This is a genomic window from Coleofasciculus sp. C1-SOL-03 (assembly GCF_040220555.1).
Taxonomy (GTDB): domain Bacteria; phylum Cyanobacteriota; class Cyanobacteriia; order Cyanobacteriales; family Coleofasciculaceae; genus Coleofasciculus.
In genome coordinates this window covers 1-26,640 of sequence record NZ_JAVJUO010000078.1, presented here as the reverse complement: position 1 = coordinate 26,640, position 26,640 = coordinate 1, and the positions used below count along the sequence as shown (strand labels likewise).

The 26,640-nt window shown below is 45.5% G+C and carries 32 protein-coding genes; 17 read left to right on the top strand and 15 right to left on the bottom strand.

What is annotated here, in order from left to right:
• Nucleotides 1-56: 56 nt before the first annotated feature.
• From RIE73_RS13720 to RIE73_RS13690, 7 genes are all read left to right on the top strand, one after another.
• Nucleotides 57-1,538 (top strand): eCIS core domain-containing protein, encoded by a 1,482-nt coding sequence (locus RIE73_RS13720; RefSeq protein WP_446401700.1) that lies wholly within the window; start codon nt 57-59, stop codon nt 1,536-1,538.
• A gap of 66 nt (nt 1,539-1,604) precedes the next feature.
• Nucleotides 1,605-2,240, top strand: coding sequence for a hypothetical protein (locus RIE73_RS13715; RefSeq protein WP_446401699.1), 636 nt, complete (start codon nt 1,605-1,607; stop codon nt 2,238-2,240).
• A gap of 282 nt (nt 2,241-2,522) precedes the next feature.
• A complete protein-coding gene (locus tag RIE73_RS13710) occupies nt 2,523-3,152 on the top strand; it encodes a hypothetical protein (protein WP_446401698.1) in 630 nt (209 codons plus the stop codon).
• Nucleotides 3,153-3,216: 64 nt separating this feature from the next.
• Nucleotides 3,217-3,843 (top strand): hypothetical protein, encoded by a 627-nt coding sequence (locus RIE73_RS13705; RefSeq protein ID WP_446401697.1) that lies wholly within the window; start codon nt 3,217-3,219, stop codon nt 3,841-3,843.
• Nucleotides 3,844-4,203: 360 nt separating this feature from the next.
• Nucleotides 4,204-4,896, top strand: coding sequence for a peptidoglycan-binding domain-containing protein (locus RIE73_RS13700; RefSeq protein ID WP_446401696.1), 693 nt, complete (start codon nt 4,204-4,206; stop codon nt 4,894-4,896).
• 99 nt (nt 4,897-4,995) lie between these two features.
• Nucleotides 4,996-5,454 (top strand): hypothetical protein, encoded by a 459-nt coding sequence (locus RIE73_RS13695; protein WP_446401695.1) that lies wholly within the window; start codon nt 4,996-4,998, stop codon nt 5,452-5,454.
• A gap of 18 nt (nt 5,455-5,472) precedes the next feature.
• On the top strand, nt 5,473-6,237 hold the full coding sequence (locus tag RIE73_RS13690) for a hypothetical protein (protein WP_446401694.1): 765 nt from the start codon (nt 5,473-5,475) through the stop codon (nt 6,235-6,237).
• 39 nt (nt 6,238-6,276) lie between these two features.
• Here RIE73_RS13690 and RIE73_RS13685 read toward each other — a convergent pair whose 3' ends face one another.
• The 3 genes from RIE73_RS13685 to RIE73_RS13675 all read right to left on the bottom strand — a co-directional run bounded on the left by RIE73_RS13685 (nt 6,277) and on the right by RIE73_RS13675 (nt 12,547).
• Nucleotides 6,277-7,455 carry an SUMF1/EgtB/PvdO family nonheme iron enzyme gene (locus RIE73_RS13685; RefSeq protein ID WP_446401693.1) on the bottom strand — a complete coding sequence of 393 codons (1,179 nt, stop codon included), beginning with the start codon at nt 7,453-7,455 and terminating at the stop codon, nt 6,277-6,279.
• Between the two features lie 24 nt (nt 7,456-7,479).
• Entirely contained in the window at nt 7,480-10,983 is a 3,504-nt protein-coding gene (gene ileS / locus RIE73_RS13680) for an isoleucine--tRNA ligase (RefSeq protein WP_446401692.1), read from the bottom strand.
• Nucleotides 10,984-11,107: 124 nt separating this feature from the next.
• Nucleotides 11,108-12,547, bottom strand: coding sequence for a Ycf66 family protein (locus RIE73_RS13675; RefSeq protein ID WP_446401691.1), 1,440 nt, complete (start codon nt 12,545-12,547; stop codon nt 11,108-11,110).
• Nucleotides 12,548-12,561: 14 nt separating this feature from the next.
• Here RIE73_RS13675 and RIE73_RS13670 point away from each other — a divergent pair, with 14 nt between their 5' ends.
• The 4 genes from RIE73_RS13670 (at nt 12,562) to RIE73_RS13655 (ending at nt 13,909) form a co-directional block, all read left to right on the top strand.
• Entirely contained in the window at nt 12,562-12,858 is a 297-nt protein-coding gene (locus RIE73_RS13670; RefSeq protein ID WP_446401690.1) for a hypothetical protein, read from the top strand.
• 34 nt (nt 12,859-12,892) lie between these two features.
• Nucleotides 12,893-13,177, top strand: a complete 285-nt coding sequence (locus tag RIE73_RS13665) for a hypothetical protein (RefSeq protein WP_446401689.1) — start codon at nt 12,893-12,895, stop codon at nt 13,175-13,177.
• 61 nt (nt 13,178-13,238) lie between these two features.
• Nucleotides 13,239-13,508, top strand: a complete 270-nt coding sequence (locus RIE73_RS13660) for a hypothetical protein (protein WP_446401688.1) — start codon at nt 13,239-13,241, stop codon at nt 13,506-13,508.
• A complete protein-coding gene (locus tag RIE73_RS13655; RefSeq protein ID WP_446401687.1) occupies nt 13,487-13,909 on the top strand; it encodes a type II toxin-antitoxin system VapC family toxin in 423 nt (140 codons plus the stop codon). Before RIE73_RS13660 ends, RIE73_RS13655 begins: the two co-directional genes overlap by 22 nt.
• Nucleotides 13,910-14,185: 276 nt before the next feature.
• Here the strand turns inward: RIE73_RS13655 and RIE73_RS13650 are convergent, their stop codons facing one another.
• The 3 genes from RIE73_RS13650 to RIE73_RS13640 are packed head-to-tail and all read right to left on the bottom strand — an operon-like array spanning nt 14,186 to nt 16,980.
• Nucleotides 14,186-14,551, bottom strand: coding sequence for a hypothetical protein (locus RIE73_RS13650; protein ID WP_446401686.1), 366 nt, complete (start codon nt 14,549-14,551; stop codon nt 14,186-14,188).
• A complete protein-coding gene (locus RIE73_RS13645; RefSeq protein ID WP_446401685.1) occupies nt 14,541-16,010 on the bottom strand; it encodes a tetratricopeptide repeat protein in 1,470 nt (489 codons plus the stop codon). Before RIE73_RS13645 ends, RIE73_RS13650 begins: the two co-directional genes overlap by 11 nt.
• Nucleotides 15,997-16,980, bottom strand: coding sequence for an ImmA/IrrE family metallo-endopeptidase (locus tag RIE73_RS13640; protein ID WP_446401684.1), 984 nt, complete (start codon nt 16,978-16,980; stop codon nt 15,997-15,999). Before RIE73_RS13640 ends, RIE73_RS13645 begins: the two co-directional genes overlap by 14 nt.
• A gap of 233 nt (nt 16,981-17,213) precedes the next feature.
• Here RIE73_RS13640 and RIE73_RS13635 point away from each other — a divergent pair, with 233 nt between their 5' ends.
• Both RIE73_RS13635 and RIE73_RS13630 read left to right on the top strand, forming a co-directional pair.
• Entirely contained in the window at nt 17,214-17,510 is a 297-nt protein-coding gene (locus RIE73_RS13635) for a BrnT family toxin (RefSeq protein ID WP_446378304.1), read from the top strand.
• Nucleotides 17,500-17,784: a hypothetical protein gene (locus RIE73_RS13630; RefSeq protein ID WP_446378306.1), complete on the top strand. Its 285-nt coding sequence runs from the start codon at nt 17,500-17,502 to the stop codon at nt 17,782-17,784. The genes RIE73_RS13635 and RIE73_RS13630 overlap by 11 nt, the downstream gene beginning before the upstream one ends.
• 156 nt (nt 17,785-17,940) lie before the next feature.
• On the opposite strand, the gene RIE73_RS13625 is transcribed toward RIE73_RS13630, so the two are convergent.
• Nucleotides 17,941-18,210 (bottom strand): hypothetical protein, encoded by a 270-nt coding sequence (locus RIE73_RS13625; protein ID WP_446401683.1) that lies wholly within the window; start codon nt 18,208-18,210, stop codon nt 17,941-17,943.
• Nucleotides 18,211-18,826: 616 nt separating this feature from the next.
• Between RIE73_RS13625 and iscB the strand changes: the two genes are divergently transcribed.
• Together iscB and RIE73_RS13615 are read left to right on the top strand one after the other, a co-directional pair.
• Nucleotides 18,827-20,110, top strand: coding sequence for an RNA-guided endonuclease IscB (gene iscB / locus RIE73_RS13620; protein WP_446401682.1), 1,284 nt, complete (start codon nt 18,827-18,829; stop codon nt 20,108-20,110).
• A 94-nt stretch (nt 20,111-20,204) separates the two neighbouring features.
• On the top strand, nt 20,205-21,671 hold the full coding sequence (locus tag RIE73_RS13615; RefSeq protein WP_446401728.1) for a Fic family protein: 1,467 nt from the start codon (nt 20,205-20,207) through the stop codon (nt 21,669-21,671).
• Nucleotides 21,672-21,788: 117 nt separating this feature from the next.
• Here the strand turns inward: RIE73_RS13615 and RIE73_RS13610 are convergent, their stop codons facing one another.
• The 5 genes from RIE73_RS13610 to RIE73_RS13590 all read right to left on the bottom strand — a co-directional run bounded on the left by RIE73_RS13610 (nt 21,789) and on the right by RIE73_RS13590 (nt 23,932).
• Nucleotides 21,789-22,085 carry a type II toxin-antitoxin system RelE/ParE family toxin gene (locus RIE73_RS13610; RefSeq protein WP_446361209.1) on the bottom strand — a complete coding sequence of 99 codons (297 nt, stop codon included), beginning with the start codon at nt 22,083-22,085 and terminating at the stop codon, nt 21,789-21,791.
• Nucleotides 22,085-22,306, bottom strand: a complete 222-nt coding sequence (locus RIE73_RS13605) for an addiction module protein (protein WP_446401681.1) — start codon at nt 22,304-22,306, stop codon at nt 22,085-22,087. Before RIE73_RS13605 ends, RIE73_RS13610 begins: the two co-directional genes overlap by 1 nt.
• Before the next feature lie 30 nt (nt 22,307-22,336).
• Complete coding sequence (locus RIE73_RS13600; RefSeq protein WP_446401680.1) at nt 22,337-22,681, bottom strand: hypothetical protein; 345 nt, start codon at nt 22,679-22,681, stop codon at nt 22,337-22,339.
• Between the two features lie 286 nt (nt 22,682-22,967).
• Complete coding sequence (locus RIE73_RS13595) at nt 22,968-23,537, bottom strand: hypothetical protein (RefSeq protein ID WP_446394472.1); 570 nt, start codon at nt 23,535-23,537, stop codon at nt 22,968-22,970.
• 185 nt (nt 23,538-23,722) lie between these two features.
• Complete coding sequence (locus tag RIE73_RS13590; protein WP_446394474.1) at nt 23,723-23,932, bottom strand: helix-turn-helix domain-containing protein; 210 nt, start codon at nt 23,930-23,932, stop codon at nt 23,723-23,725.
• A 305-nt stretch (nt 23,933-24,237) separates the two neighbouring features.
• On the opposite strand from RIE73_RS13590, the gene RIE73_RS13585 reads away from it, so the two are divergent.
• On the top strand, nt 24,238-24,720 hold the full coding sequence (locus RIE73_RS13585) for a hypothetical protein (RefSeq protein WP_446401679.1): 483 nt from the start codon (nt 24,238-24,240) through the stop codon (nt 24,718-24,720).
• A gap of 265 nt (nt 24,721-24,985) precedes the next feature.
• On the opposite strand, the gene RIE73_RS13580 is transcribed toward RIE73_RS13585, so the two are convergent.
• Nucleotides 24,986-25,228, bottom strand: coding sequence for a helix-turn-helix domain-containing protein (locus tag RIE73_RS13580; protein ID WP_446401678.1), 243 nt, complete (start codon nt 25,226-25,228; stop codon nt 24,986-24,988).
• A gap of 364 nt (nt 25,229-25,592) precedes the next feature.
• Here RIE73_RS13580 and RIE73_RS13575 point away from each other — a divergent pair, with 364 nt between their 5' ends.
• Nucleotides 25,593-25,799, top strand: a complete 207-nt coding sequence (locus RIE73_RS13575) for a hypothetical protein (RefSeq protein ID WP_446401677.1) — start codon at nt 25,593-25,595, stop codon at nt 25,797-25,799.
• A gap of 7 nt (nt 25,800-25,806) precedes the next feature.
• On the opposite strand, the gene RIE73_RS13570 is transcribed toward RIE73_RS13575, so the two are convergent.
• The gene (locus RIE73_RS13570; RefSeq protein ID WP_446401676.1) at nt 25,807-26,031 is read right to left on the bottom strand and encodes a helix-turn-helix transcriptional regulator; all 225 of its coding nucleotides are present in this window, start codon (nt 26,029-26,031) and stop codon (nt 25,807-25,809) included.
• Nucleotides 26,032-26,050: 19 nt separating this feature from the next.
• A complete protein-coding gene (locus tag RIE73_RS13565; protein WP_446373621.1) occupies nt 26,051-26,293 on the bottom strand; it encodes a helix-turn-helix transcriptional regulator in 243 nt (80 codons plus the stop codon).
• Nucleotides 26,294-26,640: the final 347 nt, after the last annotated feature.

Below are 26,640 nucleotides of genomic sequence, written 5' to 3'. Positions count from 1 at the left end.
TCATATACAGCATATAGTTTACTATAATTAATTGCAAGTTATATAGTCATCCACTTATGCAGGAAGCTCAACAGAAGAAACCTTCGTTTATTCCACCCGCCCCTGCGCCCAAAGATAGTGCTACAGGGTTTACACCACCGCGATTTCCCGTACAGTCACAAGCCAAACAACCTTCTGCTTCAGGAAAGGTGACTCGCGCTTATTCCAGTTATGACCGAGATTTGATTCAGACAAAGCTGCTGGAAGGGATGGATAGGGCGATGCCAAGGCAGGCACAAACGGAAGCCATCCAGCCCAAAGATGCCCACGGTGAAGCCGAAGATGGGGTGCAACTCAAAGGCGATGGGGAGTCGGTACAACAAAAATCGCCTCAAGACATTGCTGCTGATGGATTTAGGGGGACACCCAGACGACTGCCCCATCTGGATAAAATCCAACAGTCCTTTGGTCAAGACTTATCCCATGTTCAAGCGTATACGGGTAAAGAGGCGGCGGCGGCATCTCAGAAGTTGGGGGCGGCGGCTTATACCTCTGGAAATCGGATTGCCTTTGCTAAGACTCCGAGTGTCGGATTAGCTGCCCATGAAGCTGCCCATGTTATGCAGCAACAATCTGGGAAGGTGCAACTCAAGGATGGTTTGGGACAGGTGGGGGATAAGTATGAACAGCACGCCGATGCGGTAGCCGATGCCGTAGTAGCCGGGAAATCGGCTGAACCTTTATTAGGAGAGTATACAGGAGACACTGCGATCGCGCCGTCGATGCCTTCAGTGATGGCACAAGCCGAAAATGCACCGCGACAACCGGGTGCGATCGGGCAAGATGTTTGGGCATCCGCAGAGGTCAAATTGATTGATGAGAGAAATTTTGGCAGTGCTTTGGCGGGAAGAGGCGGAAACTTAGGCAGTGAGGGAACCTATTACATTAATCCCAGAATCTCTGCCACATTGGGCGCAACCCAAGGTAAATTCCAAGGAACGCCCAGATTATTTCTCGGCGACAAAACCATTGGTAGCCACGTTCGGTTGATGGTTTCCAGCGCCAAAACAGAACCAAAAGATTTCGGGGGAGGACATGAAGGATACAAGTTTAGTGCAACCTACATCTTAAAAAATGCGAAAACTTGGGAAACACCTAACATGAGTTTTAACTTTGGCGTCCATAATCGTCGGCAACTAGAGGGAAGTCTCGGTGCTTCTGGAAGGTTACCAATTAAAAAGCTACTTCCTGTAGAAGCAAATGCCAATATTGGCACGAATTTCAGCAGTGAACAGGATTTTAAGGCAAATGTTGAAGAGTTTTCATTAGGCGGAACCAACAGCTACTATGCCCACACTCATGAAATTTCTCTCTATATAAGTTCTGCGGGGAATGCAGGTGGTAATCCCATTGAATCCGGAGGTGATGGCAATCATACTCCAGAGGGCGTTTATGTCTCTCAAAAAGTTAAGAGTAAAGACGTTGATCCTGATGATGGTAGTCATAGCTATATTACTAAACATGAAAATGAGCGAGTGAATATGCCTTTGCAACAATGAGAAAATAAGCCGAAAATGAAACCTCGAACAAGAATAGACCTTATAGTAATAGTAGCTGCCATAACAATGGCAAGTTGTTCAGGAGACAACATCCCCTTTCTCGGACAATCGCGCCCCCAGCCAATCCCCCCGCCAGAACCGATTAATTGTCCAGAAATACCGACGGTTGAGGAAATACCAAACACTCCTGTCTCTGGTCAAGTTTATGGGCGAAAGTTTTCCTTAGACAAGTCAGATATTTCTCTTCTTTATTTACGGATACAACACGGTAATCTTGATCCCCAGGCAATCACGGTGCGATTTAGTTTTGACATCCCAGTTGGATCTTCATATTTTGACCCAGTTGAATCTTCATCTTCTGTAGAACCGATAGAATACTACACCTCCAGGGCGGAAGGAACAACTTATGCTTACGGAGGAAGATATGGCACAGAACGTGAAAGTATCTGGGATTACCGTGTTGCCGCAACGGAGTATGTAAAGAATCTGCAAGAGAATTCAGATGTCGATCATTATATATTGTGGTCTTACAGCACTTCGCTTGACTATCCAGATTACCGAGTATTTGTGCAAATTGGTCAGCGACAGGGAGATTACCTTCCGGGCAAACTCTATTTGTGCATACCGGAAGCTGCAACTGAGATTCAAGGAACTTTTAATGCTAAACTATCACCCCCTAACGGGACTTTTGTTGATGACTAATACCGAGTAGCAGTCTAACCTGAAGTCCCCATGTGCGGATGTACTACACCTAGGCTAAAACCTTATTTCGTAGTGATTTTAGCGCTAAACCCCCTCAAAAATCGTATTTGATTTTTTGGCTGGGGGAACTTCAGATTAACGTAAAATTTGGTGAATCACAGAGTCACTACAGAACACAAAGAATTCCATAAATATGAAAAGCGTTGTAATTTCAAATTCCTAATTAATCATTTTAGACGTAAGCCGACAATGAAGTCTCAAACCAGAATAAATGTTGTAGTCATGTTAGCGACTATAACAATAGCAAGTTGTTCAGGAGACAGCATTCCTTTTCTCGGACAATCGCGCCCCCAGCCAATCCCTCCGCCGGAACCGATTAATTGTCCAGAGATACCAACAGTTGAGGAAATACCAAATACTCCTGTCTCGGGTCAAGTTTATGGGCGCGAGTTTTCCTTAGACAAGTCAGATATTTCGTTTCCTAAACTACGGATACAACATGGAAATCTTGATCCCCAGGCAATAACAGTCCGATTTGTTTTTGACATACTCATTGGTGCTTCATCTCCTGTAGAACCAATAGAATACAACACCTCCAAGGCGGAAGGAACAACTTATGCTTACGGAGGAAGATACGGCACAGAACGCGAAAGTGTCTGGGATTATCGTGTTTTAGCTACGGAATACGTGAAAAATCTGCAAGAAGATTCGGATGTCGATCACTATACGTTGTGGTCTTACGGGACTTCACTGGAGAACCCAGATCATCGTGTATTTTTGCAGATTGGTCAGCGACAGGGAGATTACCTTCCGGGAAAACTCTATCTGTGTGTACCGAAAATGGCAACCGAGATTCAGGGTACTTTTAACGCTAAACTCTCGCTGGGTGGCGGAACTTTTGTTGGTGACTGAATTTCTGCAACAATGAGGAAGTAAATCCAAAATGAAACCTCGAACAAGAATAAATGTTGTAGTAATGTTAACTACTATAACAATGGCGAGTTGTTCAGGAGACAGCATCCCTTTTCTCGGACAATCGCGCCCCCAGCCAATCCCTCTGCCGGAACCGATTAATTGTCCAGAGATACCAACGGTTGAGGAAATACCAAATACTCCTGTCTCTGGTCAAGTTTATGGGCGAAAGTTTTCCTTAGACAAGTCAGATATTTCGTTTCCGAAACTACGGATACAGCACGGTAATCTTGATCCCCAAGCCATCACAGTGTTATTTATCTTTGACATACTCATTGGTGCTTCGTCTCCTGTAGAACCGATAGAGTATTACACCTCGAAGGTGGAAGGCACAACTTACGCTTACGGAGGAAGATATGGCACAGAACGCGAAAGTATCTGGGATTATCGTGTGGATGCGACGGAGTATGTGAAAAATCTGCAAGAGGATTCGGATGTCGATCATTATACGTTGTGGGATTACAGTACACTTGACGACCTAGATTACCGAGTATTTTTACAGATTGGTCAGCGACAGGGAGATTACCTTCCGGGAAAACTCTATCTGTGCGTACCGAAAATGGCAACCGAGATTCAGGGTACTTTTAACGCTAAACTCTCGCTGGGTAGCGGAACTTTTGTTGGTGACTGAACATTCAGTACCTTTTCCTTAAACTGTCATGCATTTACAGCGCTTTTTAGGCTTATGGAATACAAAAATGTATCGGCTTGCTTTTCAGCGCAATCATCGTCTATAGTCTACTAACTTGAAAACTGCTGTAAATTGGGTATTAGTAGCGAGCAAGATGCTCGCACTACAAGGCTTTCGCTATTATTGACATTAAGGTTTAAATGCCGAACAGCTTATCACCATATAGCAGTAGACAAATCTGTTAGGATCAACACAATTCCTGAAGACGTTCCGCTGGAACGTCTCTACAAATCAATACTGTCCTAACACTACTGGCGACAGCTATAAATACGGAATACTTGGTCAAGGATGTTTCCGGGGGTGCATCCAACTAGGGTATCCTCACCATCGGCGACATCAGCTTCATCGCTGCCGAGCGACGACGACTTTGAAATCATTGCCGAGCATTTTAACGAGCATGGATATCCTTACAACCTGTCAGAGAACGTCAGGAGAATCAAGGAGTTTTTAGGGCTAACACCTGTCGATGGCAATTATGGACCGACTACTGCCATGACCGTTTATTTGTGGCAACAGAACAATGGACTGACTGCTGACGGAGAAGTCGGATGGAACACTTGGTCAAAGATGTTCTCTGGAATTGAACCTTACCAACTAACCGAATCTACACCACCAATAGAAACCTCACTACCGGCTAGTGCTATTGAGGGACTCAGATTCCTTCTACAAAGTTTGCCTCCTGAAATCAAAGAGAAACTGGGGGGTGAGGCAAACTATCTTCCTCTGGTGGATTATTATACCCAACTTGCACGTATTGCTTTTCTTTTACTACAACTAACACCAGAACAGGGTTACACAGGATGGCCTAATAGTTTTGTACCGCCTGCTGACAGACAAGAGTGTAATACAGACTGTTCAATACCATCTCCAAACGAGCCGTTCACTGTCAAATGGAGGGTTCCCATGACTAATAGAGAAGAGATACTGGAGCAACTACGCATACTAGACCGAGGGCGAAACCCAAATAATTTACCAGGTGACCCAAACCCATAAACTTGATGGTGGCAGAAACAGAAGATATCTACTTATACAACATATTGTTTCGCCGTCTAGTCCAGTCAAAAAAAAGAGGTTCAAAAGATTTAACCAAAGATGACACAAATAATAAGAGGTTTGTCAGAATTGATAAGCGTGGCTAAAAAAATATTTGGTAATTTGAGAAAGTACGAATTCAGAAGACGTGCTTCCTTAGACAAAGGTCAGGAAGTTCTTGCTTGGGTTAAGACTCAAAATCTACCGTTGGATACTGTTGATGACTTCCAACTGCCTCCTCACTTGGTACATATCACCCAACGGGGATCTGTCCAGGCTCTTCACACTGCTGATGGTCGCCACTGCGTGCTGATGAAAACTGATATTAGCTGGCAAGAAAACTTCATTGGTACACTCTATTGCGATGAACCGTTGTCGGACAGTGACTTTAGTCACCGTCGTAGAGCTGAATGCATAAGTATTGAGGGAAAATACGACGGCTGCTACGACTTTAGAGAGCTGTATGTACGTAAACGTCACAATGACTGTCTGTTTGAAGTTCACTACCTTTTAGGCTAATGGCAGTAAGCTGAAGGGGTGACAAGCAGCTCAAAAGCTAAGGAGCCACCCACGGCGATTGATGAGGAAATAAACGAACAGATAGGACAGATAGAACAGCTAGAACAGCTATTGGCTATGTCTCCCACAGAAATGACAGAGCCACTTGAAGAAAGAGAGCGAGAGCCTCGGTATGCTACTGATGAAGAGAAAAGAAATCCTATCTGTGGACCATACGCAGATAAAGCCAATCAAAGGCAACGTAAAACTTTTGAGCCTAAAAACAAACGTATGAGCAAGATATCAGCAGCAATAGTACACCTATTAGAAAAAATGGTGTTTGTGTTATTTTGGGCAGAGTCTTTGTCTGGTGAAATCGCGTACAAAAACCGAAGACGTGCTTCGCTGAAGAAATATCAGGAAGTTATGGATTGGGTCAAAACTCAGAATCTACTCCTAGATACGGCTTGTGAACTTCCATTACCTGAGCACCTAGCCCACATTACCCAGCGAGGTTCAGTTTTTGTGCTGCATACGGCTGATGATCGCTACTGCATTCTGCTGAAAACTTGGATTTTTTCAGGCAGAGAAAACTTTTGGGGTACATTCTATTGCGATGAACCCTTGTCTGAAAACGATTTTCGCAATTACCCCTATGAAAATAAAAACTGCATTAGAATTGAGGGCAAATATAATTGTATCGATAAGAATGGCAAGGAAGATTACGGTCTTAACTTTAAGGAACTGTACGTAAGCCGAAACCACAACGACCAACTCTTTGAGGTTTACTATACCTTGAATTAATAATGGGACTTTTGACTTTTTACTTCCAAGGTAACGGTACTAACGACCAAACATAAGAGGATATTCCTGAGAAACTGCCACCCGAAAACTAATTAATCCGTCCGCTCTGCCGCTGTCTGATTCATGTTTATCCCGGTATGCCGAACGGCAACCTTTAGGATGGAGATTCCAGGCACCACCTCGCAGCACCCGATACCGAGTATCTCCCTCTAATTCCCAAACCGTTCCATCAGATGGTGCGCCTTCGTAGTTTTCATGCCAAGGGTCAGCACACCACTCCCAAACATTCCCGTGCAAATCGTATAGTCCAAAAGCATTGGCAAAGACAAAGCTATTAACACGGGTTATCTGTTGACGGCACTTCCCCTTTGAACCCAAAGCATAAGTTCTGTTCGCGTTGTAATTAGCCAGTAAAGGAGTAATGGTCTGACCAAAATGGAACGGTGTTGTTGTCCCAGCCCGACAAGCATATTCCCACTCCGCCTCACTCAGTAACCGATAGTTGCGCCCCGTTTTCTGGGTCAGTCGCGCACAGAACTCCACAGCCTCATACCACGAGACACCAACCACAGGTAAGTCAGCATCGTTGAGGTAGGAACGCCGCCATGGTTCGGGAAATAAGGCATGGTTGACCTGAGGTAAGGCAGCTACAGCCTGCCACTGAGCCTGAGTCACCGGAAAAATTCCGATGTAAAAAGGAGCAATGTTAACTAAGTGTTGCGGTCCCTCAAAGGGATAGTGACCTTTTTCTGTTTCTGGCGAACCCATCGAGAAGCGACCACCGGGAATGTAGGTCAGTGCTAACGATACGCCTTCACCGAGTTTCTCGACAAATATCCTTGCCGATTGAACTTGGCGAGCGATTTCCTGACCCTGTGCATCCACAGAGGTGACTTTGACTCTGTATTGTCGCTCTGAGAGCGCCTGCGCGATTTCTGGCTCTGTTCGTTGCCGTAGCAGCAAGTAGGCAGCGACCTGTACGTCCCAGGATTCGTCATTTAATGCTGCGATCGCTAAATCTATACCTTCAGCTCCGTAGTTTAAGACCTCTTGTAGGGCTTGAATTCTTTCTGGAACTCTAGAAATAACGAAGCGACGTTTGACACCTTCAAGTCCTCCCATCACTGCATCCCCTATCGGGACTGAAGCGTTATCCCCCCATACACCATCGTCATCTTTTGGCTGATTGAATTGATCAGTTATTTTATCGTTACACATAACGAATAACCAAGAACAAATCCTTTACCATTGACCCGCCAACGCCGCCCGACAGCGTTCGCAAATCGTGGGATGTTCGATAATTTTACCCACAAACGGAGAATAGTTCCAGCAACGATCGCACTTTTCGCCTTCAGCTTTGACAACTCCTACCCAAACCTGTTCCGACTGACTGCGATAGTCAGCATTTTCAAGCGCATCCGGGGTATCTAACACCTCAACTTGGGAGGCTAAAAATAGATAGCGCAACTCATCCACCCCGTTACTGAGAACCGTAAACCGTTCCCCTAGAATTTTGGGTTGGGGTTGCGGTTGTACTGGTGCTGGAGGTTCGGCTTCAGGTTCCACCGTTTCGGGTTCCGGTTGAACAGAAGCTTCACCCAATACCTCGGTTTTTAGCGATCGCGCTTTTTCTGCTAATTCTTGCCGATTGGGGGCGCGGAGTAAATAGCGATTGATAAACCAAGCACTGTAGCCTACTCCTACCAATTGTAAGATATCAGCAACTAAAGGCAGACGTGCGATTGAAGCTAATACTGTTGCGGTTACTTTTAAGGTAATCGGTACCGCTACCACGACTCCCACCGTTAACCATACGCGCTGATTTTCGCTGAACACCTGGCGTAGTGTCGTTAAGACAGTGAACAGAATTTGATTAATATTCCACTCTTGTTCCCCTGTCTCTGAGGACAGCATTTCAGGAGGTGGTGATGCTTTTGGTTCCTCCGCCATCACCATCAGTTCCGGTTTCGGGGTTTGCAACCACAGGCGCGGAATCCCACTGGGGTTTAATTTCCGCAACTGTTGGCGTAATTGCGTATCGGGGACATGAAGCAAGACTTTTGCTTCTAAAGAAGAACCGATCATCTTCTCTGCCCTAGCTTGTTCTAACACCTTATTCACCTCGGTGCGGATATTACGTAACCTTGTCCATTTTTCGACTAATTCTGGCTTTTTCCAGGTTTCATCTAACTGCACCCATCCCGACTCAAACACCGATTTATAGGGAGTGGGATAAGGCAGATATTGCCAGATATCTTCTGCGGTATGGCATAATACAGGCGCAATCGATCGAGCTAAATTTTCCAGTGCGATCGCTAATACCGTCTGACAACTGCGGCGTCGTACCGAATCCGGATGACTGATATACAAACGATCCTTGGCAATATCTAAATAAAAGTTGGACAAATCCACCACACAGAAATTCTGCACCGTTTGGAAGAAGCGGAAAAACTGATAACTGTCAAACGCCTCCGTCACCTCACCAAACACCTCCGTCATCCGGTGCAGCATATAGCGGTCTAGTTCCGGTAACTGTTCATACGCCACCGCATTTTTAGCCGGGTCAAAATCATGCAGATTTCCCAATAAAAATCGCGCTGTATTGCGAATCTTGCGATAAATATCGGAAAGCTGCTTCAGTATCCCTTGACCAATGGGAACATCGACTGAGTAGTCCACCGACGACACCCATAGCCGCAGCATATCCGCCCCATACGGCGGTTCCTGTTTATGATTTTTCCCGCCTTCAATAATCGTCGCGGGGTCTACCACATTCCCCACAGATTTGCTCATTTTACGTCCTTGTTCATCCAGAACAAAGCCATGGGTTAATACTGATTTATAGGGCGCACAACCATTTGTCGCCACACTGGTAAGGATACTGGATTGGAACCAACCCCGATGTTGGTCTGACCCTTCCAGGTACATATCGACAGGGTAGGATAATTCCTCACGTTCTTGCACAACTCCCGCCCAAGACGAACCGGAGTCAAACCAGACATCCATCGTATCGGTTCCTTTGCGGTAGGTGCGACCATTATTTCGGTAGGATTCGGGTAATAATTCCGTTACGGGCAATTCCCACCACGCATCTGACCCTTTTTCAGCGATAATCTTTTGGACGTGGGCGATGGTTTCTTCTGTCAGTAGAGGTTCATTCGTCTCCTCATCATAAAATACCGGAATCGGCACCCCCCAACTCCGTTGGCGCGAAATACACCAATCGGAACGTTCTGACACCATAGCAGTAATCCGGTTTTCGCCTTGGGGAGGAATCCAATTAACCGACTGAATCGCCTGCATCACTTCTTCCCGGAAGCCATCCACCGACGCAAACCATTGTTCTGTCGCCCGGAAAATTGTTGGTTCTTTGGTGCGCCAATCGTAGGGATATTTATGGACGTAGTTTTCTTCTTTGAGGAACGAACCCGCCTCTTTCAGGGCGTCAATCACCGCTGGATTCGCATTCCGCAGCACATTTAATCCGGCAAAGGGACCCGCTTCGGTGGTAAAATCTCCATTTCCATCTACGGGAGAGATAATCGGTAAATTGTAGCGCTGACCGACGATATAATCTTCTTGACCATGACCGGGTGCGGTATGAACTAATCCAGTTCCCGATTCGGTGGTAATGTAATCGCCACCAATCACAATCGGACTTTCCCGGTCAAAGAGGGGATGGCGATAGGTACACTGGTCTAATTCCTGTCCTTTCAGCGTGGTTTTGACGGTTAGGGCTTTATCCAGAGTTTGAGAGAGGCGTTCGACTAATTCCGCCGCTACGATTAAGTATTTAAACCCTTCGGCTTCCGTGTCTGAGTCGGCTGATGCTTCTGCTTCTGGGGATTCCTCGGCTGGCGTTGGCGCAAATCCTTTTGCCTTTGACTTACTTGATGACTTAGAGGATTTCTCCGCCTCCTGACTGGCTGATTTTGGCGACACTTCTACAATCGCATACGTCAGTTCTGGATTCACCGCCACGGCTAAGTTACCGGGAATTGTCCAAGGGGTGGTTGTCCAGATAGCGACACCCAAATCCACTAAATAGGGTTTTAGCTTTGCTTCCACGGAGTCGGAGGCTTTGGTCAGGGGAAATGCGGCATAAAGACTGCGGGAGGTATGCCCTTCCGGATATTCTAACTCCGCTTCTGCCAAGGCGGTTTGGGAACTGGGACTCCAATGAACGGGCTTCATTCCCCGATAGATATAGCCTTTTAGCACCATTTGACCAAATACGCCAATTTGCGCGGCTTCGTATGCGGGGGTTAAGGTCAGGTAAGGATGATCCCAGTCTCCCCATACACCATAGCGTTGAAACCCTTGGCGTTGCTGATCAACTGTTTTCAGAGCAAATTTTCGGGCTTTGCGCCGCAGCTTTATCGGGGTTAGGGCTTGGCGTTCTTCGGAGTCCATGGCTTGCAGGACTTTCAGTTCAATGGGTAAGCCATGACAATCCCAGCCAGGAATGTAGCGAACTTTATGCCCTTGCAGCAGCTTATACTTATTGATGATATCTTTAAGAATCTTATTTAGGGCGTGTCCCATGTGTAACGCCCCATTCGCGTAGGGGGGACCATCATGCAAGATGAAACTATCACCGGGATTCGTCTGTGACAGTCGCTGATAAAGTTGTTGGTCTTGCCAAAATTGTTGCAGTTCCGGTTCCCGTTTGACCGCGTTTGCCCGCATACTAAATTGGGTTTGGGGCAGATTTACGGTGTCTTTGTAGGATTTAGCGTCTGTCACAGTTCGACCTATGGGTTAATGGTTGTACGTAGGGGGGAGTCGGGATTCGTCCCGATGATCCCTGTTTACAATAAGATATTGGATCTATCCCTACATTATGGTGAGAATTTGCCCTGGTTTCAACTTAACTGGGAGGATTTTCCGAACCTGGAGATACTTCGCCAGAAGATGGGCGAGATTTGGGGTCACCCTCACCTATTGGTTCCGCTGGGGGCGATAGTTGCGATTCTGGGGCAATGTCTTCGACTGGGATTTCCGGGGACTCTGAGGATTCAGGTTCAGCCGATTGGTTCGCTGCGTCTACCTGTTCCGGTTCCGGCGGATTCGGGCGCATGAGTTGTTCGGAGTCGTCGGCTTGAGTCACCTCTGTGGTTGATTCTGCTGGAGTTTCTGGGGGTTGGGTGTCCTGATTTTGGCGGAGTTCCGGTTCCGGTGGCGGTGTTTCTTCCCCTAAGGTAGTGTCAACGGTTTGGGTGTCCTCTGGGGTGTCGTCGGTTAGGCTGTCCTCAGCTTTGCCTGTTTCTTCTCTATCCTGACTCGGCGTTGGGGACTCCTGGAGTGAGGTATCTGGCTGACTGGATGCAGGAATTTCTGGTTCAGGTGAGGGCGGAATATCCGCTGATGCTGTTTGCGGTTTCTTCGTTTTAGCGGGTTTGGATTTCCCTTTACCCAAGAGATTATTGAAAAAGCCACTAATTCCCTGGCGTTGTTTGGCTTGTTTCGGGGTTGGTTTTGCGGGTTGTGTTTGTTCTTCTACAGGAGTCTCGGCTACAGGTGTCTCAGTTAACGGTTGTGCTTCTGTCGGCGTCTCGGCTACAGGTGTCTCGGTTAACGTTTGTTCTTCTACAGGAGTCTCGGCTGGAGACTCGTCTGGGACAAATTCCCCTATCGCTTCTGGCGGCGTTGTTTTCTCTACCCGTTCAGTTGGCGTTGTTTCCACGGTTTCTGTGGCTTCAGTCGGTTCGGTGATATCCGCCATTACGGGTTCTGCTGCGGTTTCCTCCGTTACCTCTGTGGGAGACGCGACGGGGACATCACGTTCTGCTGATGGTGGTTGCACCTCCTCGGTTATCTCTGTAACTGTCCCAGGGAAGGGTTCGCCGATTTCCGTTTTGGCTGGGGCGATTTCCGTCTCTGGCGTCGCTGGTTCGGTGGCTGGTTCCGGTGTAGTCGCGACTGGGGTTGGCGTAACTGGCTGTTTACGGAACACCCGGGCGACGGGTTGAACCACTAAATTTTTTGCCAATTGGAAAATTCCAGAACTGGCTATTTTCTCCTGAACTTGGGGCGAAATTTCGGTTTGGGCTTCAGGTAAAGCCAACTGTCGCCGCAGCATCAGAGTTTGCCAGCCTAACCACCCCAACAGGGATACACTGGCGAGTTGACTCAGGAGTACCGCCCCGGTAATCCGCCCTGCACATACCCACAAGACGAGGGCGTAGAAAAATCCTACACCACTCCAGAAGAAGTCGCTTTTGCGGTGGACTTCAGGAAAAAAGAATGCTGCCATGTAATAGGCAAAGCTACCAAGACCGATAACCAACGCGAGGACGTATGGCAACATGAGGCGGAGACTCCTTGAAACAGACGTTCATCATTGTAGAGGGTATAGGGTTAGAGGAACCCTTAACTCTATCCTTATTATTTTCAGCAGGTCGAGTGCGATCGCGCCAAGTCCATTGTAACGAGATGTTACAAGCTCCCGTTTATTCACCACCTTGTCGGGGCACCATCCTTGCGCCCGATTCAAGTCCCATCGCTGATGACAAACCCATGGTACTGACTGGTATGCTGGTGGGCAATGCCCACCATACTATCGGCATTTTCCGGTTGACAATCTTTGCCTATCCTACATGGCTATTTTGGCTAAAATAAGTGTTCAAAGGGATGTGAATCAAGGAAAGACCCTATGGCTAATTATAACGAGGTACTCCGTCTATCTGGCAGCCTCACTCTTGATGAGAAAGTGCAATTAATTGAAGCGTTGTCAAGGTTAATTCGCCAACAAATTAACTTATCTCAGGAAACGCCCTCATCCATCGTGGATATTGATGTTGAGTCTGATCCATTAATAGGGTTATTTGATGGCACAGAAAAAACAAGAGGAAAATTGGGAAAATGGCGGGGATTTTTGCCTAAGCGTGTGGATGGTTTAGAATTCCAGAATTCACTCAGACAAGAATGGAATGAATAATAGTTGCATTAGGATGGGCTAAAATAAGTGTTCAAAGGGATGTTAATCAAGGAAAGACTCTATGGCTAATTATAACGAGGTACTCCGTCTGTCTGACAGCCTCACTCTTGATGAAAAAATGCAATTAATTGAAGCGTTGTCAAGGTTGATTCGTCAACAAATTAACCTATCGCAGAAAACACCCTCATCAATCGAGAATACCAATGTTGACTCTGATCCGTTAGTGGGACTATTTGCTAGTACGAGTGATCTTGCCACTCGTTCAGAAGAAATCCTGCAACAAGAGATTACTGAAAAATCGGGGTGGACATGGAAAGAATCTCAGCCGTAGTTGATACGGGGTTTGTTGTTGCGCTGTTGAATCGCTTAGATACGATGCATAGAAGTGTGATGACGATTTACTTCAGCCAAACATCGGCAATTTTATTACCACAAACTGTATTGGCAGAAGTGGCTTATTTAGTTGGGCGTAATGCAGGAATAACAACAGTAGTCAGTTTTTTACGAGGACTATCTGCCAGTCGATTTCGTTTAGTTGCTTTGACAGAGCAAGACATAGAACGGGTGGCAGAAATATTGGCAGACTATGCAGATAGTAGGATTGATTTTGTGGATGCAAGTGTTATGGCTGTAGCCGAACGCTTTGGGAGTACAAAAATATTAACGTTGGATCAGCGTGACTTTAGATTATTTCGACCTCGACATTGTGAAAGTTTTGAAATTATCCCCTGAATCAAATAGAATGACCTGAAACCAGATGTTACGAATACATCTAGCGAGATTCTTCCCTTCAGTCTCCAATGACAGGTTAAAATAGTTTGTAGTAGGCACTTTAGTGCCTTATAATGTCTGATGTGTCGGTATCGAAATTATGTTTTTTTAACGCAGAGGACGCAGAGGGAAACGCAGAGGTACGCCGAGGAATTGGCAGTATTGAGGGGAATTGGTCGAGGTGGGGAGAAGTAGGTGGAAATTATATGATAGGTGGTTTATCTGTTCGATTGTTTCTCATAAGTGCTGACGCGGACGCTTAACGAAGGCGCGAATGATTCGCCATAGGATTAGGGTGGTAAATGTAAGTAGGGCAAAAGGAAATGCGATTAATCCCGCGATGAAGCACAAGGCTAGATGCAGTTTACCCCGTTGAGCAAATTTAATTGTTGATTTGAACCACTGCGGATAAGGCATAGAATCAATAGGAAGCTCAAGTTCTTGTAATATTTGGGTGGCTTGATACGCAGTGGCAAATCCTTCCTTCACTCTACCGCATTGATAATAGGCTTGAGATAAACTATTCAGAGTTCTGGCAATCTCATGGCGATTTCCGATTTCTTGAAAAATCATCAACGACTGCTGATAATTTTCAATTGCCATTTTGTATTGCCGTAGGTGATGACAAACACGACGAAGCATTCCCTAAATTATTCAGGCAAATAGCAATGTACTTTTGTAAATTACAATGATCTTGAAAAGAATTACTGTTGTTTTCAAAGAAAGCTAAAGATTGCTGAGAATATTGTATTGATTTTTTATAGTCTCCTATAAAATAATAGGCATTACCCAAGTTCAGCCTAGAAATAGCAATATCAGTGCAATCGCCTATTTCCTCAAATATGGCTAAAGACTGTTGCGTGCATACTATAGCTTCTTGGTATTCTCCTAAATGAGAATAAGCACTTCCCAAATCTCTCAGTAATTCACCAAATACCCAATCTGACTTGCTTCGATTCCATGCCTCAATTAATTGATTATACAATTTAACCTGAATCTGACTATACCCACGCAAGCTTAAAAACTCATTGCAGCAGCGCAAAATGTTCAACGCTGGAATATACTTTTTGATTTCACCGTTATGATAGAAGGTTTCCAGATATTCAGCTACATCCTCTAGTGTTTGCCACGGACGCTTTTTAAGATTTAAAAGATAGTAGTTTATCGCCCGTTGATGCGCCTGGGTTAAATCTCTCGCCTTGTACTTCGCATATTCCTGAATCAACGGCTGAAACTTAAACCACCGCCCCCCATTTTCATCTCTTTCTTCCTTTAATAGAGAACGTTTCACTAACTGGCGCAAATCTTGTTCAATGCTTTTGAGATCAGATTCTTCTTTTTGATGAAATTGACTATTAAGTACACTTGAAAAACCTAACTCTTCCAATTCAAATTTTATTACCAGAAACGAGGGAGAATTCGTATGAATATTGCTTTTAATATTGCTCCCCTTTCCACCTCTCTTATTCTCCCTTGCAAGAGGAGAGAAGTAAGGAATAATTTTTATTGTTGGAAGGGTTGGGGGAGAGGTCATTTGTGCCAGCGCCATGGCTGAATTAAAGGGAATCCGATAAACACATACTCCCAATATCAATTGCTGCATTCTCTGGCTAATTCGCCCAAAACTCTCATCCAACACCCGCCGCATCCAGATATCAACTGTACCCCGATGCAATCCGGTTAAATTCTCATCGGTTAATAAATAGGAGATATCCGCCAACCCATAACGCTGTAAATACTGAATCTGTGGATCTAATTCTTCCTCTTCTAATAAAAAGCCAGCTACCAGCGTTAATAATAATGGATGTCCCTCTACCTTCTGGGAAAACTCAACTAATTCCTCCTCTGTTCCCCGAATTCCCAACGTCTGTAATAACGTCGCCCCTTCTACAGGTTCTAATCCCGGTAAGGATAACCATTGACATTTAATCGGCGGCAAATTCAACCGTTCCCGCGTTGTTACCAGTACGACACTTTTCTCGCCACATTCCAACCAGCCATAGAAAAATTGCCGATAGGATTCATCGCGAATAGATGTATTCTTGTTGTTAAGAGATGGCATAAATCTCGGCGTCCTGGCGACACACCCGCAGCGTTTCCACTGTTATATCGAGGAGTTCAGCGGCTTTCATTTCAGAAATTTTGCCTGATTTAAGGGCTTGCCAAATTAATTGTTGATAACGTTCATTTTCGGGAAAGTCTTCTGGCTTGAGTTCTGGCGGTAACTCCATTGTATTTTTCAGCGAGGAGCTATGCTGCTTTTTGTAGACAGCACAAATTTTGGCTTTTTCTTTGGCATAGTCAATTACTTCCATCTGTGCCAAACGGGTCAAAATAACTTGATAACCGACCCGAAAATGTTGTTTGAGTTTAACGATATTAGTGGTTAACTGGTACATCCGCTCTAATTCTGCTTGGGGAACTAACAGATGACCAGCAAAGCAGTCAGCCACTTTTTCCCGTGCTTTTTCTTGTTCCTTTGTTCCTTCTTCGATCAGAGTATCTTTGTACCCATCTCGATGACAGATTAAGTGTCCTATTTCATGAGCTAAGGTGAACAGTTGCCGTTCTATCGTAATGTTATGGCTGTTGATTAAGACAAAAGCGCCTTGAGCATCACTACAGGCACTTAAACTAAAGAAACCTTTAATCGGATAGGAAACCCGCAGGACTTTTAAGCCTATTTCTTCTACCGTGTCAAATAAATTGAAAATCGGTGCTTCTCCCAATCCGATACAGCGACGAAACCGACTAGCAATTTCAGCGATGCGTTTTTCATTACCCTCAACTTGATAGCAAGGGGTACTTTCTGGGGTGTATGGGGGTAAACCCACGGCTTGCTCCAGAGTGTTATAGGTTTCCAGCATTCGCAGCACTTGGGCGGCAAATTGGGGGTTGTTGCCCAAGGAAGCATGAGCGCGGAAGCGGAAGTTAGGTAGTCCCTCGCTTCCCGGGCGTAGGCTTGCGCCCTCTAAGGTTGCGGTTCTAAACGATAGGTTTAAGGGCGTATGCCAGGAAGCCCCTACAGTCATATTGTTTGGTAACGTGGGAAGGATTGAGGCGCGATCGCATTCTCCACCCCAAAAAACGAGTCGCCCACCCTGTCTCAGTTTTACTCTATCGCTGTTGCTGCCTAGTCTTGAGACACCAGATGAACTGATACCGCCTCAATCAATATCATCGGGCAAGTCGTCGATTGACATTTCCATAAACTCAGTTAACAGCGTATTGACGATGTAAATACATTCTGCCTACACTTAGAGGCATGGACGTATATTTCGTACTCAACGGCATCACCTTTGTTTGGAATGAACAGAAGGCGCGGCAAAATCCTGCCAAGCATGATGGTGTTACCTTCCAACAGGCTACAGAAGCTTTCTTCGATCCCTTTTTAGTTGTCGTTGATGCGAGTCGCAATGATGAAGCGCGAGATGCTGTCATTGGTTTGGATAAACGCTGGAATCTCCTGTATGTGGTTCATATTGAGCGGGATGATGACATGATTCGGATTATTTCGGCTCGTAAAGCAACGAGAAAGGAGCGTGACTACTATGAAACCTGAAGCCTTGAAAAAACGATTGGATAAAAACCGTCCGATGACCAGTATCACAATTCGCATTCCTGAAGATGTGGTCGAGGATCTCAAGCGGGTGGCTCCATTACTGGGTTTTTCGGGTTATCAACCCTTAATTCGTGCCTATATTGGTCAGGGGTTACGAGCTGATCTTGAGCGATTAGAAGGAGATACGGTTTCTGCTTTAATTGCTAGTTTAAAGCGTCGCGGCGTGAGTGATGATGTGATTCATGAAGCACTCAGCGAAGTGGCTCAAAACTGAATCTGATTAGAGAGGCGATCGCATTCCTCACCCCAAAACACGAGTCGCCCACCCTGTCTCAGTTTTACTCTATCGCTGTTGCTGCCTAGCCTTGAGACACCTGATAAACTAGACACCGCCTCAATTGAGGTCGATTGACATTCCCCTTGGTTCTAGCTATAGCCAACAAATCTTCACACGTTTCGACCGTGAAGACTCCTTCGACGCTTCCTGTGTTACTTGTTCAACTTCAGGAAGCAAATCCGCAACACCGAACACCTGACCAAGGGGTGATGTTTTGAGAAAAGCTTGCCGTTGAGCATGATTCATAACAACTTCTGTCCCCGCCCTGATTTGATCACGACTCAAGCAGGGTTGGGATTCCCCATTCCCGTTCATGTCTTTGACAGAAGGTGGCTGCTGCTGTTCGTAAAAATCTGAAGGCATATCCATCTTCACCGGGCGCGATTGTTACAGCGTCCAGATACTCCATTTGAATCACATTTCTATAATGGGCGACTGCACCAGCTAAAGAGACCAACACAATTAACGGATCATTGGCTGATCCTGAACAATATTGCAGCCCAACTTTGGTAGAGTACCAAATGAACCATTTGCCAATAGGTACAAGCAGTCGATCCGTTCTTTCTCCTCGGCTGGTCGGATTTGCCTTTAGTTGTTCTATTTCTAAGAATCTCGGTGTGCCAGGATAAGGATAGAGACCATATCGAACTAAACCCTTTAGGTAGGGGCGCAAGGCTTGCGCCCTCTCAAGTTACTCAGCGTTATACTATTTAGGTTCACTTGTCAACAACTCACCGCTAAGTTCTAACGAACTATAGCGGGAGCTTGTAAAAACAGGCTCTAGTTGACCAGACTAAGGTTTGAAACAAACCTACGTTCAGAGCAAGAGTTAAAGTTCCTACCTTAAAATGCGTGCCAGTTTTAAGCTCTAGAACTAGAAAGTTAAACATCTGTAGTTGAGTTAAGGAAGTGCTTTCTAGGTGTACCGACTCTGAACATTGTCGAGGCAAACTTTACCAGCAATGAGAGTCTCAAAGTAATGCGAGTCTTCGTTCTAGACAAAAATCTACAGCCTCTTGACCCAACGCATCCAGCGAGAGCAAGAGAATTACTCTCGCAAGGGAGGGCTAAAGTATACAGACGATACCCGTTTACCATTGTCGTGCAAGACAGAACCGTTGAAGAATCGGTCACGCACCCACATCGGGTCAAAATAGATCCTGGCAGCAAAGTAACGGGTATTGCAGTTGTTCAAGAGAAAACAGGACGTGTAACAAACGCCATTGAAGTCTCACACCGAGGGCAACAAATTAAAGATTCCCTCTTAGCTCGCAGGTCATTAAGAAGGGGACGCCGTAACCGTAAAACCCGTTACCGCCAACCTCGTTTCTTAAACAGAACCCGTAAAACCGGATGGCTACCACCATCGCTGGAGAGTCGGATTGCCAACATTGAAACTTGGGTACGACGGATTAGAAAACTCTGTCCGATTTCAGCCATCTCTCAAGAACTGGTAAGGTTTGACCTTCAGCAAATGCAAAATCCTGAAATTAGCGGGGTTGAGTACCAACGAGGTGAACTCTTTGGCTTCGAGGTTAAAGAGTATCTTCTTGCCAAATGGGGTAGAAAATGTGCTTACTGTGGCGCTGAAAACGTTCCGTTCGAGATTGAACACATTCTGGCAAAAAGTAAAGGCGGCTCTAACCGAGTCAGCAATCTTTGTCTTAGTTGTCATTCTTGCAACCAAGCTAAAGAAAACAGACCCGTTGAAGAATTCCTAAAAAAGAAGCCAGGAGTCCTTAAACGGGTATTAGCTCAAGCCAAAACACCTCTTAAAGATGCTGCGGCTGTTAACGCTACCCGATGGGAATTGTACAGACGACTTCAGCTAACAGGTTTACCCGTAGAAGTAGGCTCTGGAGGTCGCACTAAGTTCAATCGTAAAACCAGAGGGATTGAAAAAGCTCACGCTTTCGATGCAGCCTGTGTGGGAACATCTACTCCTGAACGATTATTAATTCGAGGCATTAAACCTCTCAAAGTTACCGCGAAAGGACACGGAAATAGGCAGCGTTGTCGCCCTAACAGGTACGGATTCCCTAAAGCTCACGCTCAATCAGCCAAATATTTCCAGGGTTTTCAAACTGGCGATATTGTTAAAGCTGATGTTCAAAAAGGTAAGTTTGAAGGTCAATATGTTGGTCGAATTGCGATTCGATTTAGACCGAGTTTTGTCTTGCAGTCGCCAACACAAAAGTTTGATGTACATCCCAAATACTTGAGAACTATTCACAAGGCAGACGGCTATGAATATCAATCCTGAAAATAATGATTCGCTGTCGCTCAATTTCAATGTTGGCGGCAATTCCCCTCCCGCTAACCTTCGGTATAACGGGAGGGGAATTGCCGCATTTAAGATGGAGTGGCAACCGATAGAAGATTTACCATCAAACTGGCAAAATTTGGCTAGTTCTGAGTTACCCCCCTTAGTCACTGTTTGGGATGAACAAGCAGAACGCCTTCGCACATCGGGTGAGTTTAAAACGTTTATGGATAGGCTACGCCGAGAGATAGCTATCGAAACGGGAATTATTGAGCGGTTATACACTATAGATCGAGGAATAACTCGCCTTTTAATAGAACAAGGAATTAACGAAGCTCTGATTCCTCATGGAGCAACAGATCGTCCGGTAAAACAAGTCGTGTCTTTAATTCAAGATCAAGAAACGGCAATCGAAGGACTATTTGATTTTGTCGGTGGGCAGAGAAGTTTGTCCACATCTTATGTCAAGCAATTACACCAGGTTTTAACGCAGAGCCAAGATAGTACAGAGGCATTAGTTCCACAGACAGGGCAAATCATTCGCGTTCGTCTCATACGAGGTGACTGGAAGCAACAACCGAATAATCCGATGCGGCTAAATGGGACGATTCATGAGTATTGTCCTCCAGAACAAGTGGCATCGGAAATGGATAGATTGATTGAATTGCATCATCACCATCGAAACCAGAAGATTCCTCCTGAAATCGAATCAGCTTGGTTGCATCATCGATTTACTCAAATTCATCCATTTCAAGATGGGAATGGTCGAGTGGCTCGATGTCTTGCCAGCTTAGTCTTTATTCAGGCGGGATGGTTCCCACTGGTTCTTACTCGTGATGATCGTGCTGCTTATATTGCGGCTTTAGAACAAGCTGATCAAGGTGATTTGAAAGGCTTGATTAATCTATTTACCAAGAGTCAAAAGCAAGCTTTTATCCGTAGTCTTGGTTTATCTGAGCAAGTTTTATCGGAGACACGACGGACTCAGGTAATTATTGCTTCTATTGCTGAAAAGTTAAAGCAAAATCAATCAGAATCTCTGCAAGCGCGAAATCAAAAAGTGGAAGGTTTTGCTGCCAATTTATTTGAGATTGCCTCGAATCGCTTACAAAATGTCGCTAATGAAATCAAACTATCTGTTCAAGCTTTAGTTGATGAACCTGAAGTGTTTACCGTTACGGCGTCTGCTGGCGACACTCGTTCCTACTATCATCGTTACCAAGTTGTCGAGACCGCTAAACAGTTAGGATACTTTGCTAATCTTCGTAATTATCATAGTTGGATACAGTTGATTATTAATGTAGAAACATCAATGACAATTTTACTATCGTTTCATGTTCTGGGACATGAGTATCGTGGTTTGCTGGTATGCTCTGCCTGTGCGTACTATAGAGATAATACAGAAGAAGGTGAACGGAACATTAGTGAGATTCAAGCGTTAACCGATTCTCCATTCCAGTTTTCTTATGCTGACGACGAAAGCAATTTGATAGAGCGCTTCAAACAGTGGTTAGAGGATGTGATTTTGACAGGGTTAGAATATTGGAACAAGAGTCTCTAAAAAAATAGCGATCGCACTCCTCATCCCAAAACACGCGATCGCACGGACTCACCCCAAAACACGCGATCGCACACCTTCTATCAGTCTTACCCTATCTGTGTTTCTATCCAGTCCAAGTTAAGTTCGTGCCTGCCACGACTTGGGATCTCGCCGACTATGAAAAATTGCCGTCACAATTACCCGACTTGATACAATCCGATAGTATACGGCATAAGGAAAACGTCGCACTACTGCCCGCCGGACATCACGATATACGATGGCATAAGACTCTGGCATCAGACAAATTCGATTTAGCATCTCATCCACACAGTCCAAAAACTCATCACCAAGTCCTCGTTTTTGGCTCTCGTACCAACGATATGCGTCGTTAAGCTCTTCACGAACTTCCGGGCGAAATACCAGTGCGTAATTCATTACTGCCCCTGAATCGATCCTTTTATTTCCTCCCAAGTCATTACATTGTCCGGATTTATTTCATAGTCATCAATTCGATGATCAAGTTCCTGTTTTTGCCTCTCTGTTAGATCGGGATAGGCTTGCTCGGCTGCAATACTATCCCAGATTGCTTGTACCAGACGGATTCTCTCTTCAATGCTGAGAGATACAATTTCATTCAATGCTGCTGTAATATTCATAAAACCAATCCTGATCATTTACCATTTTAACTAGCAATAGGAAAACTTTTCCTGTTGACCACCTAAAAATTGACGGGGAAACAGAATCATCAGCGCTTTCTGGCAAAGTGGATGCCTGATGTACAGTTTGAGGTGGTTTTCGATGCGGATGCGGTAACTTCTACCGCTCAAGAGTGACATTGTATCCCATTTGGGTAGGGGCGCAAGGCTTGCGCCCTCTAAGGTTGCGGTTCTAAACGATAGGTTTAAGGGCGTATGCCAGGAAGCCCCTACAGTCATGTTGTTTTGTAACGTGGGAAGGATTGAGGCGCGATCGCACTCTCCACCCCAAAAAGCGCGATGCAAGGGAGCGCACTCCTCAAGCTGATCGCACACCCTGTCTCAGTTGTACTCTATCGCTGTTGCTGCCTAGCCTTGAGATGTCCGATGAACTAAACACCGCCTCAATTGAGGTCGATTGACATTCCCCTTGGTTCTAGCTATAGCCAACAATATCTTCACACGTTTCGACCGCGAATACTCCTTCGGCGCTTCCTGCGTTACTTGTTCAACTTCAGGGAGCAAATCCGCAACGCCGAACACCTGACCAAGGGGTGATGTTTTGAGAAAAGCTTGCCGTTGAGCATGATTCATAACAACTTTTGTCCCCGCCCTGATTTGATCACGACTCAAGCAGGGTTGGGATTCCCCATTCCCGTTCATGTCTTTGACAGAAGGTGGCTGCTGCTGTTCGTAAAAATCTGAAGGCATATCCATCTTCACCGGGCGCGATTGTTGTAGCGTCCAGATACTCCATTTGAATCACATTTCTATAATAGGCGACTGCACCAGCTAAAGAAACCAACACAATTAACGGATCACTGGCTGATCCTGAACAATATTGCAGCCCAACTTTGGTAGAGTACCAAATTAACCATTTGCCAATAGGTACAAGCAGTCGATCCGTTCTTTCTCCTCGGCTGGTAGGATTTGCCTCTAGTTGTTCTATTTCTAAGAATCTCGGTGTGCCAGGATAAGGATAGAGACCATATCGAACTAAACCCCAAACCTGACCTGAATAAACAAGTTTGACAATGTTTTGACAATCAAAGTCAGTGCGTTGCCACAAACTCGACCAGTTGAATGTCCAATCATTTGGCATATCCTTTTCTGTAGCGGAAGCAAGCACCGCCAATTGCTCACCAGCAGATTGAAGTTGGACTTTTACTTGATAGGAGCCAATAGTAGTCAATTGAATTTTTAGCGCACCTAGATTAGGGTTAGACTCCTGTGATTATAAAGCAACGGTAACGAGGGAAAGCTTTTTGGAGCGATCGCACGGACTCACCCCAAAACACGCGATTGCACTCCCTCTCTCAGTCGGACTCTATCCCTATTGCTGCCTAGTCTTGAGCCGCCGGATGAACTGATACCGCCTCAGTCAATATCATCGGGTAAGTCGTCGATTGAGAGTCCCCCCTGTTCCAATAAAGCTTGTAGCCGCTTTATTTGGGAAAAAGTGAACTTAATGCGCTGATGTTGACCCCGTTCATAGCGACTGATAGTACTAGCCGTTATCCCAAGTGCTTGTCCTAGTTCCTCCTGTGTTAACCCTAAGTACTCACGAAGTTCTTTGAGAGTTGTCAATTTAGGGTTGCTATTTGAGTTTGGATGTTCTACCATCTTATCAAGTGACTATGCGAAACGCACAGTTGAGACCAAAGGCTGACGGGGAAACGCATAAGGGAAGTCCCTACACTTCCTGTTTCCCTGCCTATCTATCGGTAGTTTCTCACACGACGCCCGATTAGGAGGTGATGGAAAAGAGGATGAGTTCCAATTCAAGGCTTTAACACCGGATACGTATTTTCCATAAATAAGGGGCGATCGCATTTTTGCATTTTTGCCAAATGATCGCCCTTTCTCAAAAAACAATCACAATCATCATACCAATGAAACATTCTCAATGGCTTCGCCTGCAAGCTGAAGGCGACAGGATTGTTGCGTCTTTTCGTGCAGATGGGTTCAACTGTCGTAAACAGCCACGCCGCCTGTCTTGGCACATTAGCAAAGATTCAGTGACTTATCGGTTAACTTGGCTACCCGCACTAATCAACGAGTGGAGTTTGTTACCCAATGATGGGACGCCACAGCGAGAGCGACTTTTAGCGATGATTCATTCTATCTTGGGATATCGGGGATGTGGGCGCACAGCCGAACCATCACCCAAGTCTAACCATAGCTTTTGGAATCAACAGCATTATCCTTGGACACTGGTGAGGCTTTTGCCCAATGCTCAACATTATACGGTTGCTCGCTTCTACAGTCGCACAGAAGCCCAAAATCACCAGCGCTTTCTGGCAAAGTGGATGCCTGATGCACAGTTTGAAGTGGTTTTTGATGCGGATGCGGTAACTTCTACCGCTCAAGAATAGCATTGTATTCAATTTAGGTAGGGGCGCAAGGCTTGCGCCCTCTAAGGTTGCGGTTCTAAACGATAATTTGATGGGCGTATGCCAGGAAGCCCCTACAGTCATATTGTTTTGTAACGTGGGCAGGATTGAGGCGCGATCGCATTCTCCATCCCAAAAAGCGCGATGCAAGGGAGCGCACTCCTCAAGCTGATCGCACACCCTCTCTTAGTCTTACTCTATTCCTGTTGCTGTCTAGTCTTGAGCCACTCGATGAACTGATATTGTCTCAATCGATATCGTCGGGTAAGTCATCGATTGACATTCCCGCCTGTTCTAGGAGTTCTTTCAGGCGTTTAACCTGACTCACAGAAAACCTAATTTTGTGTTGCCCCCGTTCGTGGCGGCTGATTGTATTCGCTGCCATTCCTAGTGCTTTCCCGAATTCCTCTTGGGTCAAACTCAAGCGTAGGCGAATTTCTTTTAAGCTTGGCACCTTGGGGTTGATATTTTGATTTCTATCGTTTACCATCTTAGGTGACTCTACAACTTGTAGAGTTAAACAACATGAGCCTGGATGGGGAAACTTTCTGGAGGTAGTTTTCCTGTTTCGTTTCCCCTTCCTCACTCTATGAAGCGTATAGCAAACTTGGTTTTCTACAAAGTGTAGGGATCAAGACAGCGCCAGACGCTGAAACTTTATGCTGCAACAGGTGATGCGGCTAGCTTGAGGGGGCTTTGAGTCCATTTCAATGGACTTGAGCTATGAGCCGTGGAATTGATTCCACGGCGGGGTTGGGCTAGTTACTTTTAAGCCTTGCCTGAAATAAGGGGCGATCACATATTGTTTGTGCATGATCGCCCTTAGCTAAAAAACACTAACTCAAATCATAACAATGAAACATACTCAATGGCTTCGCCTGCAAGCTGAAGGCGACAGGATTGTTGCGTCTTTTCGCGCCGATGGTTTCAACTGCTGCAAACAACCACGCCGCTTGTCTTGGCAGATCAGCAAAGATTCGACTGGATGTGCGATCGCACACCCTCTCTTAGTCTTACTCTATTCCTGTTGCTGTCTAGTCTTGAGCCACCGGATGAACTGACACCGCCTCAATCGATATCGTCGGGTAAGTCGTCGATTGACATTCCTGCTTGTTCGAGAAGTTCTTTCAAACGTTTGATTTGCCCCAAAGTCAACCTCAGCTTGTGTTCTCCTCTTTCGTGACGTCCAATGGTTCGGGTTATTGTCCCCAGTTCACGCGCAAATTCTTCCTGAGTCATATTCAGGCGTTCACGAACTTGTCTAAGAGTTGGCAAGTTAGAGTCTTGAGACATCCGATGAACTGATATCGCCTCAGTCAATATTATCGGGTAAGTCATCAATTGACATTCCCGCCTGTTCGAGAAGTTCTTTCAATCGTCGGATCTGAGCAAAGTTCAGTTTTATGACTCGTTCGCCTGCTTCATGACGGATGACTGTTCTGCGCGATATTCCCAAGCAGTCAGCTATTTGTTCCTGGGTCATTCCCAGTCGCTCTCTTACTTCCTTAAGAATTGGCAATTCTGGGTTGCGTTCTGAGTTTTTATCGTTTACCATCCTATTAGGAAAGTGACATTCGGTCACTTTAATGACCATAAACAAACACAAGTGATAGGGAAACGCATAAGGGAAGTCCCCATACTTCCTGTTTCCCTATCCCTCTATGGGTAGTTTCTCACACGAAGCACGTTGCCCTCATGTTTAAGCATGAGGCTGTACAAACTTATGTGTAGCTGCGATTTCAATCGCCTCGTGCGTAAGTCCTGAGAAAGCTTTCCATAGAGAAGGGGCGATCGCATATTGTCTATGCCTAATCGCCCTTAGCTAAAAAACACTAACTCAAATCATAACAATGAAACATACTCAATGGCTTCGCCTGCAAGCTGAAGGCGACAGGATTGTTG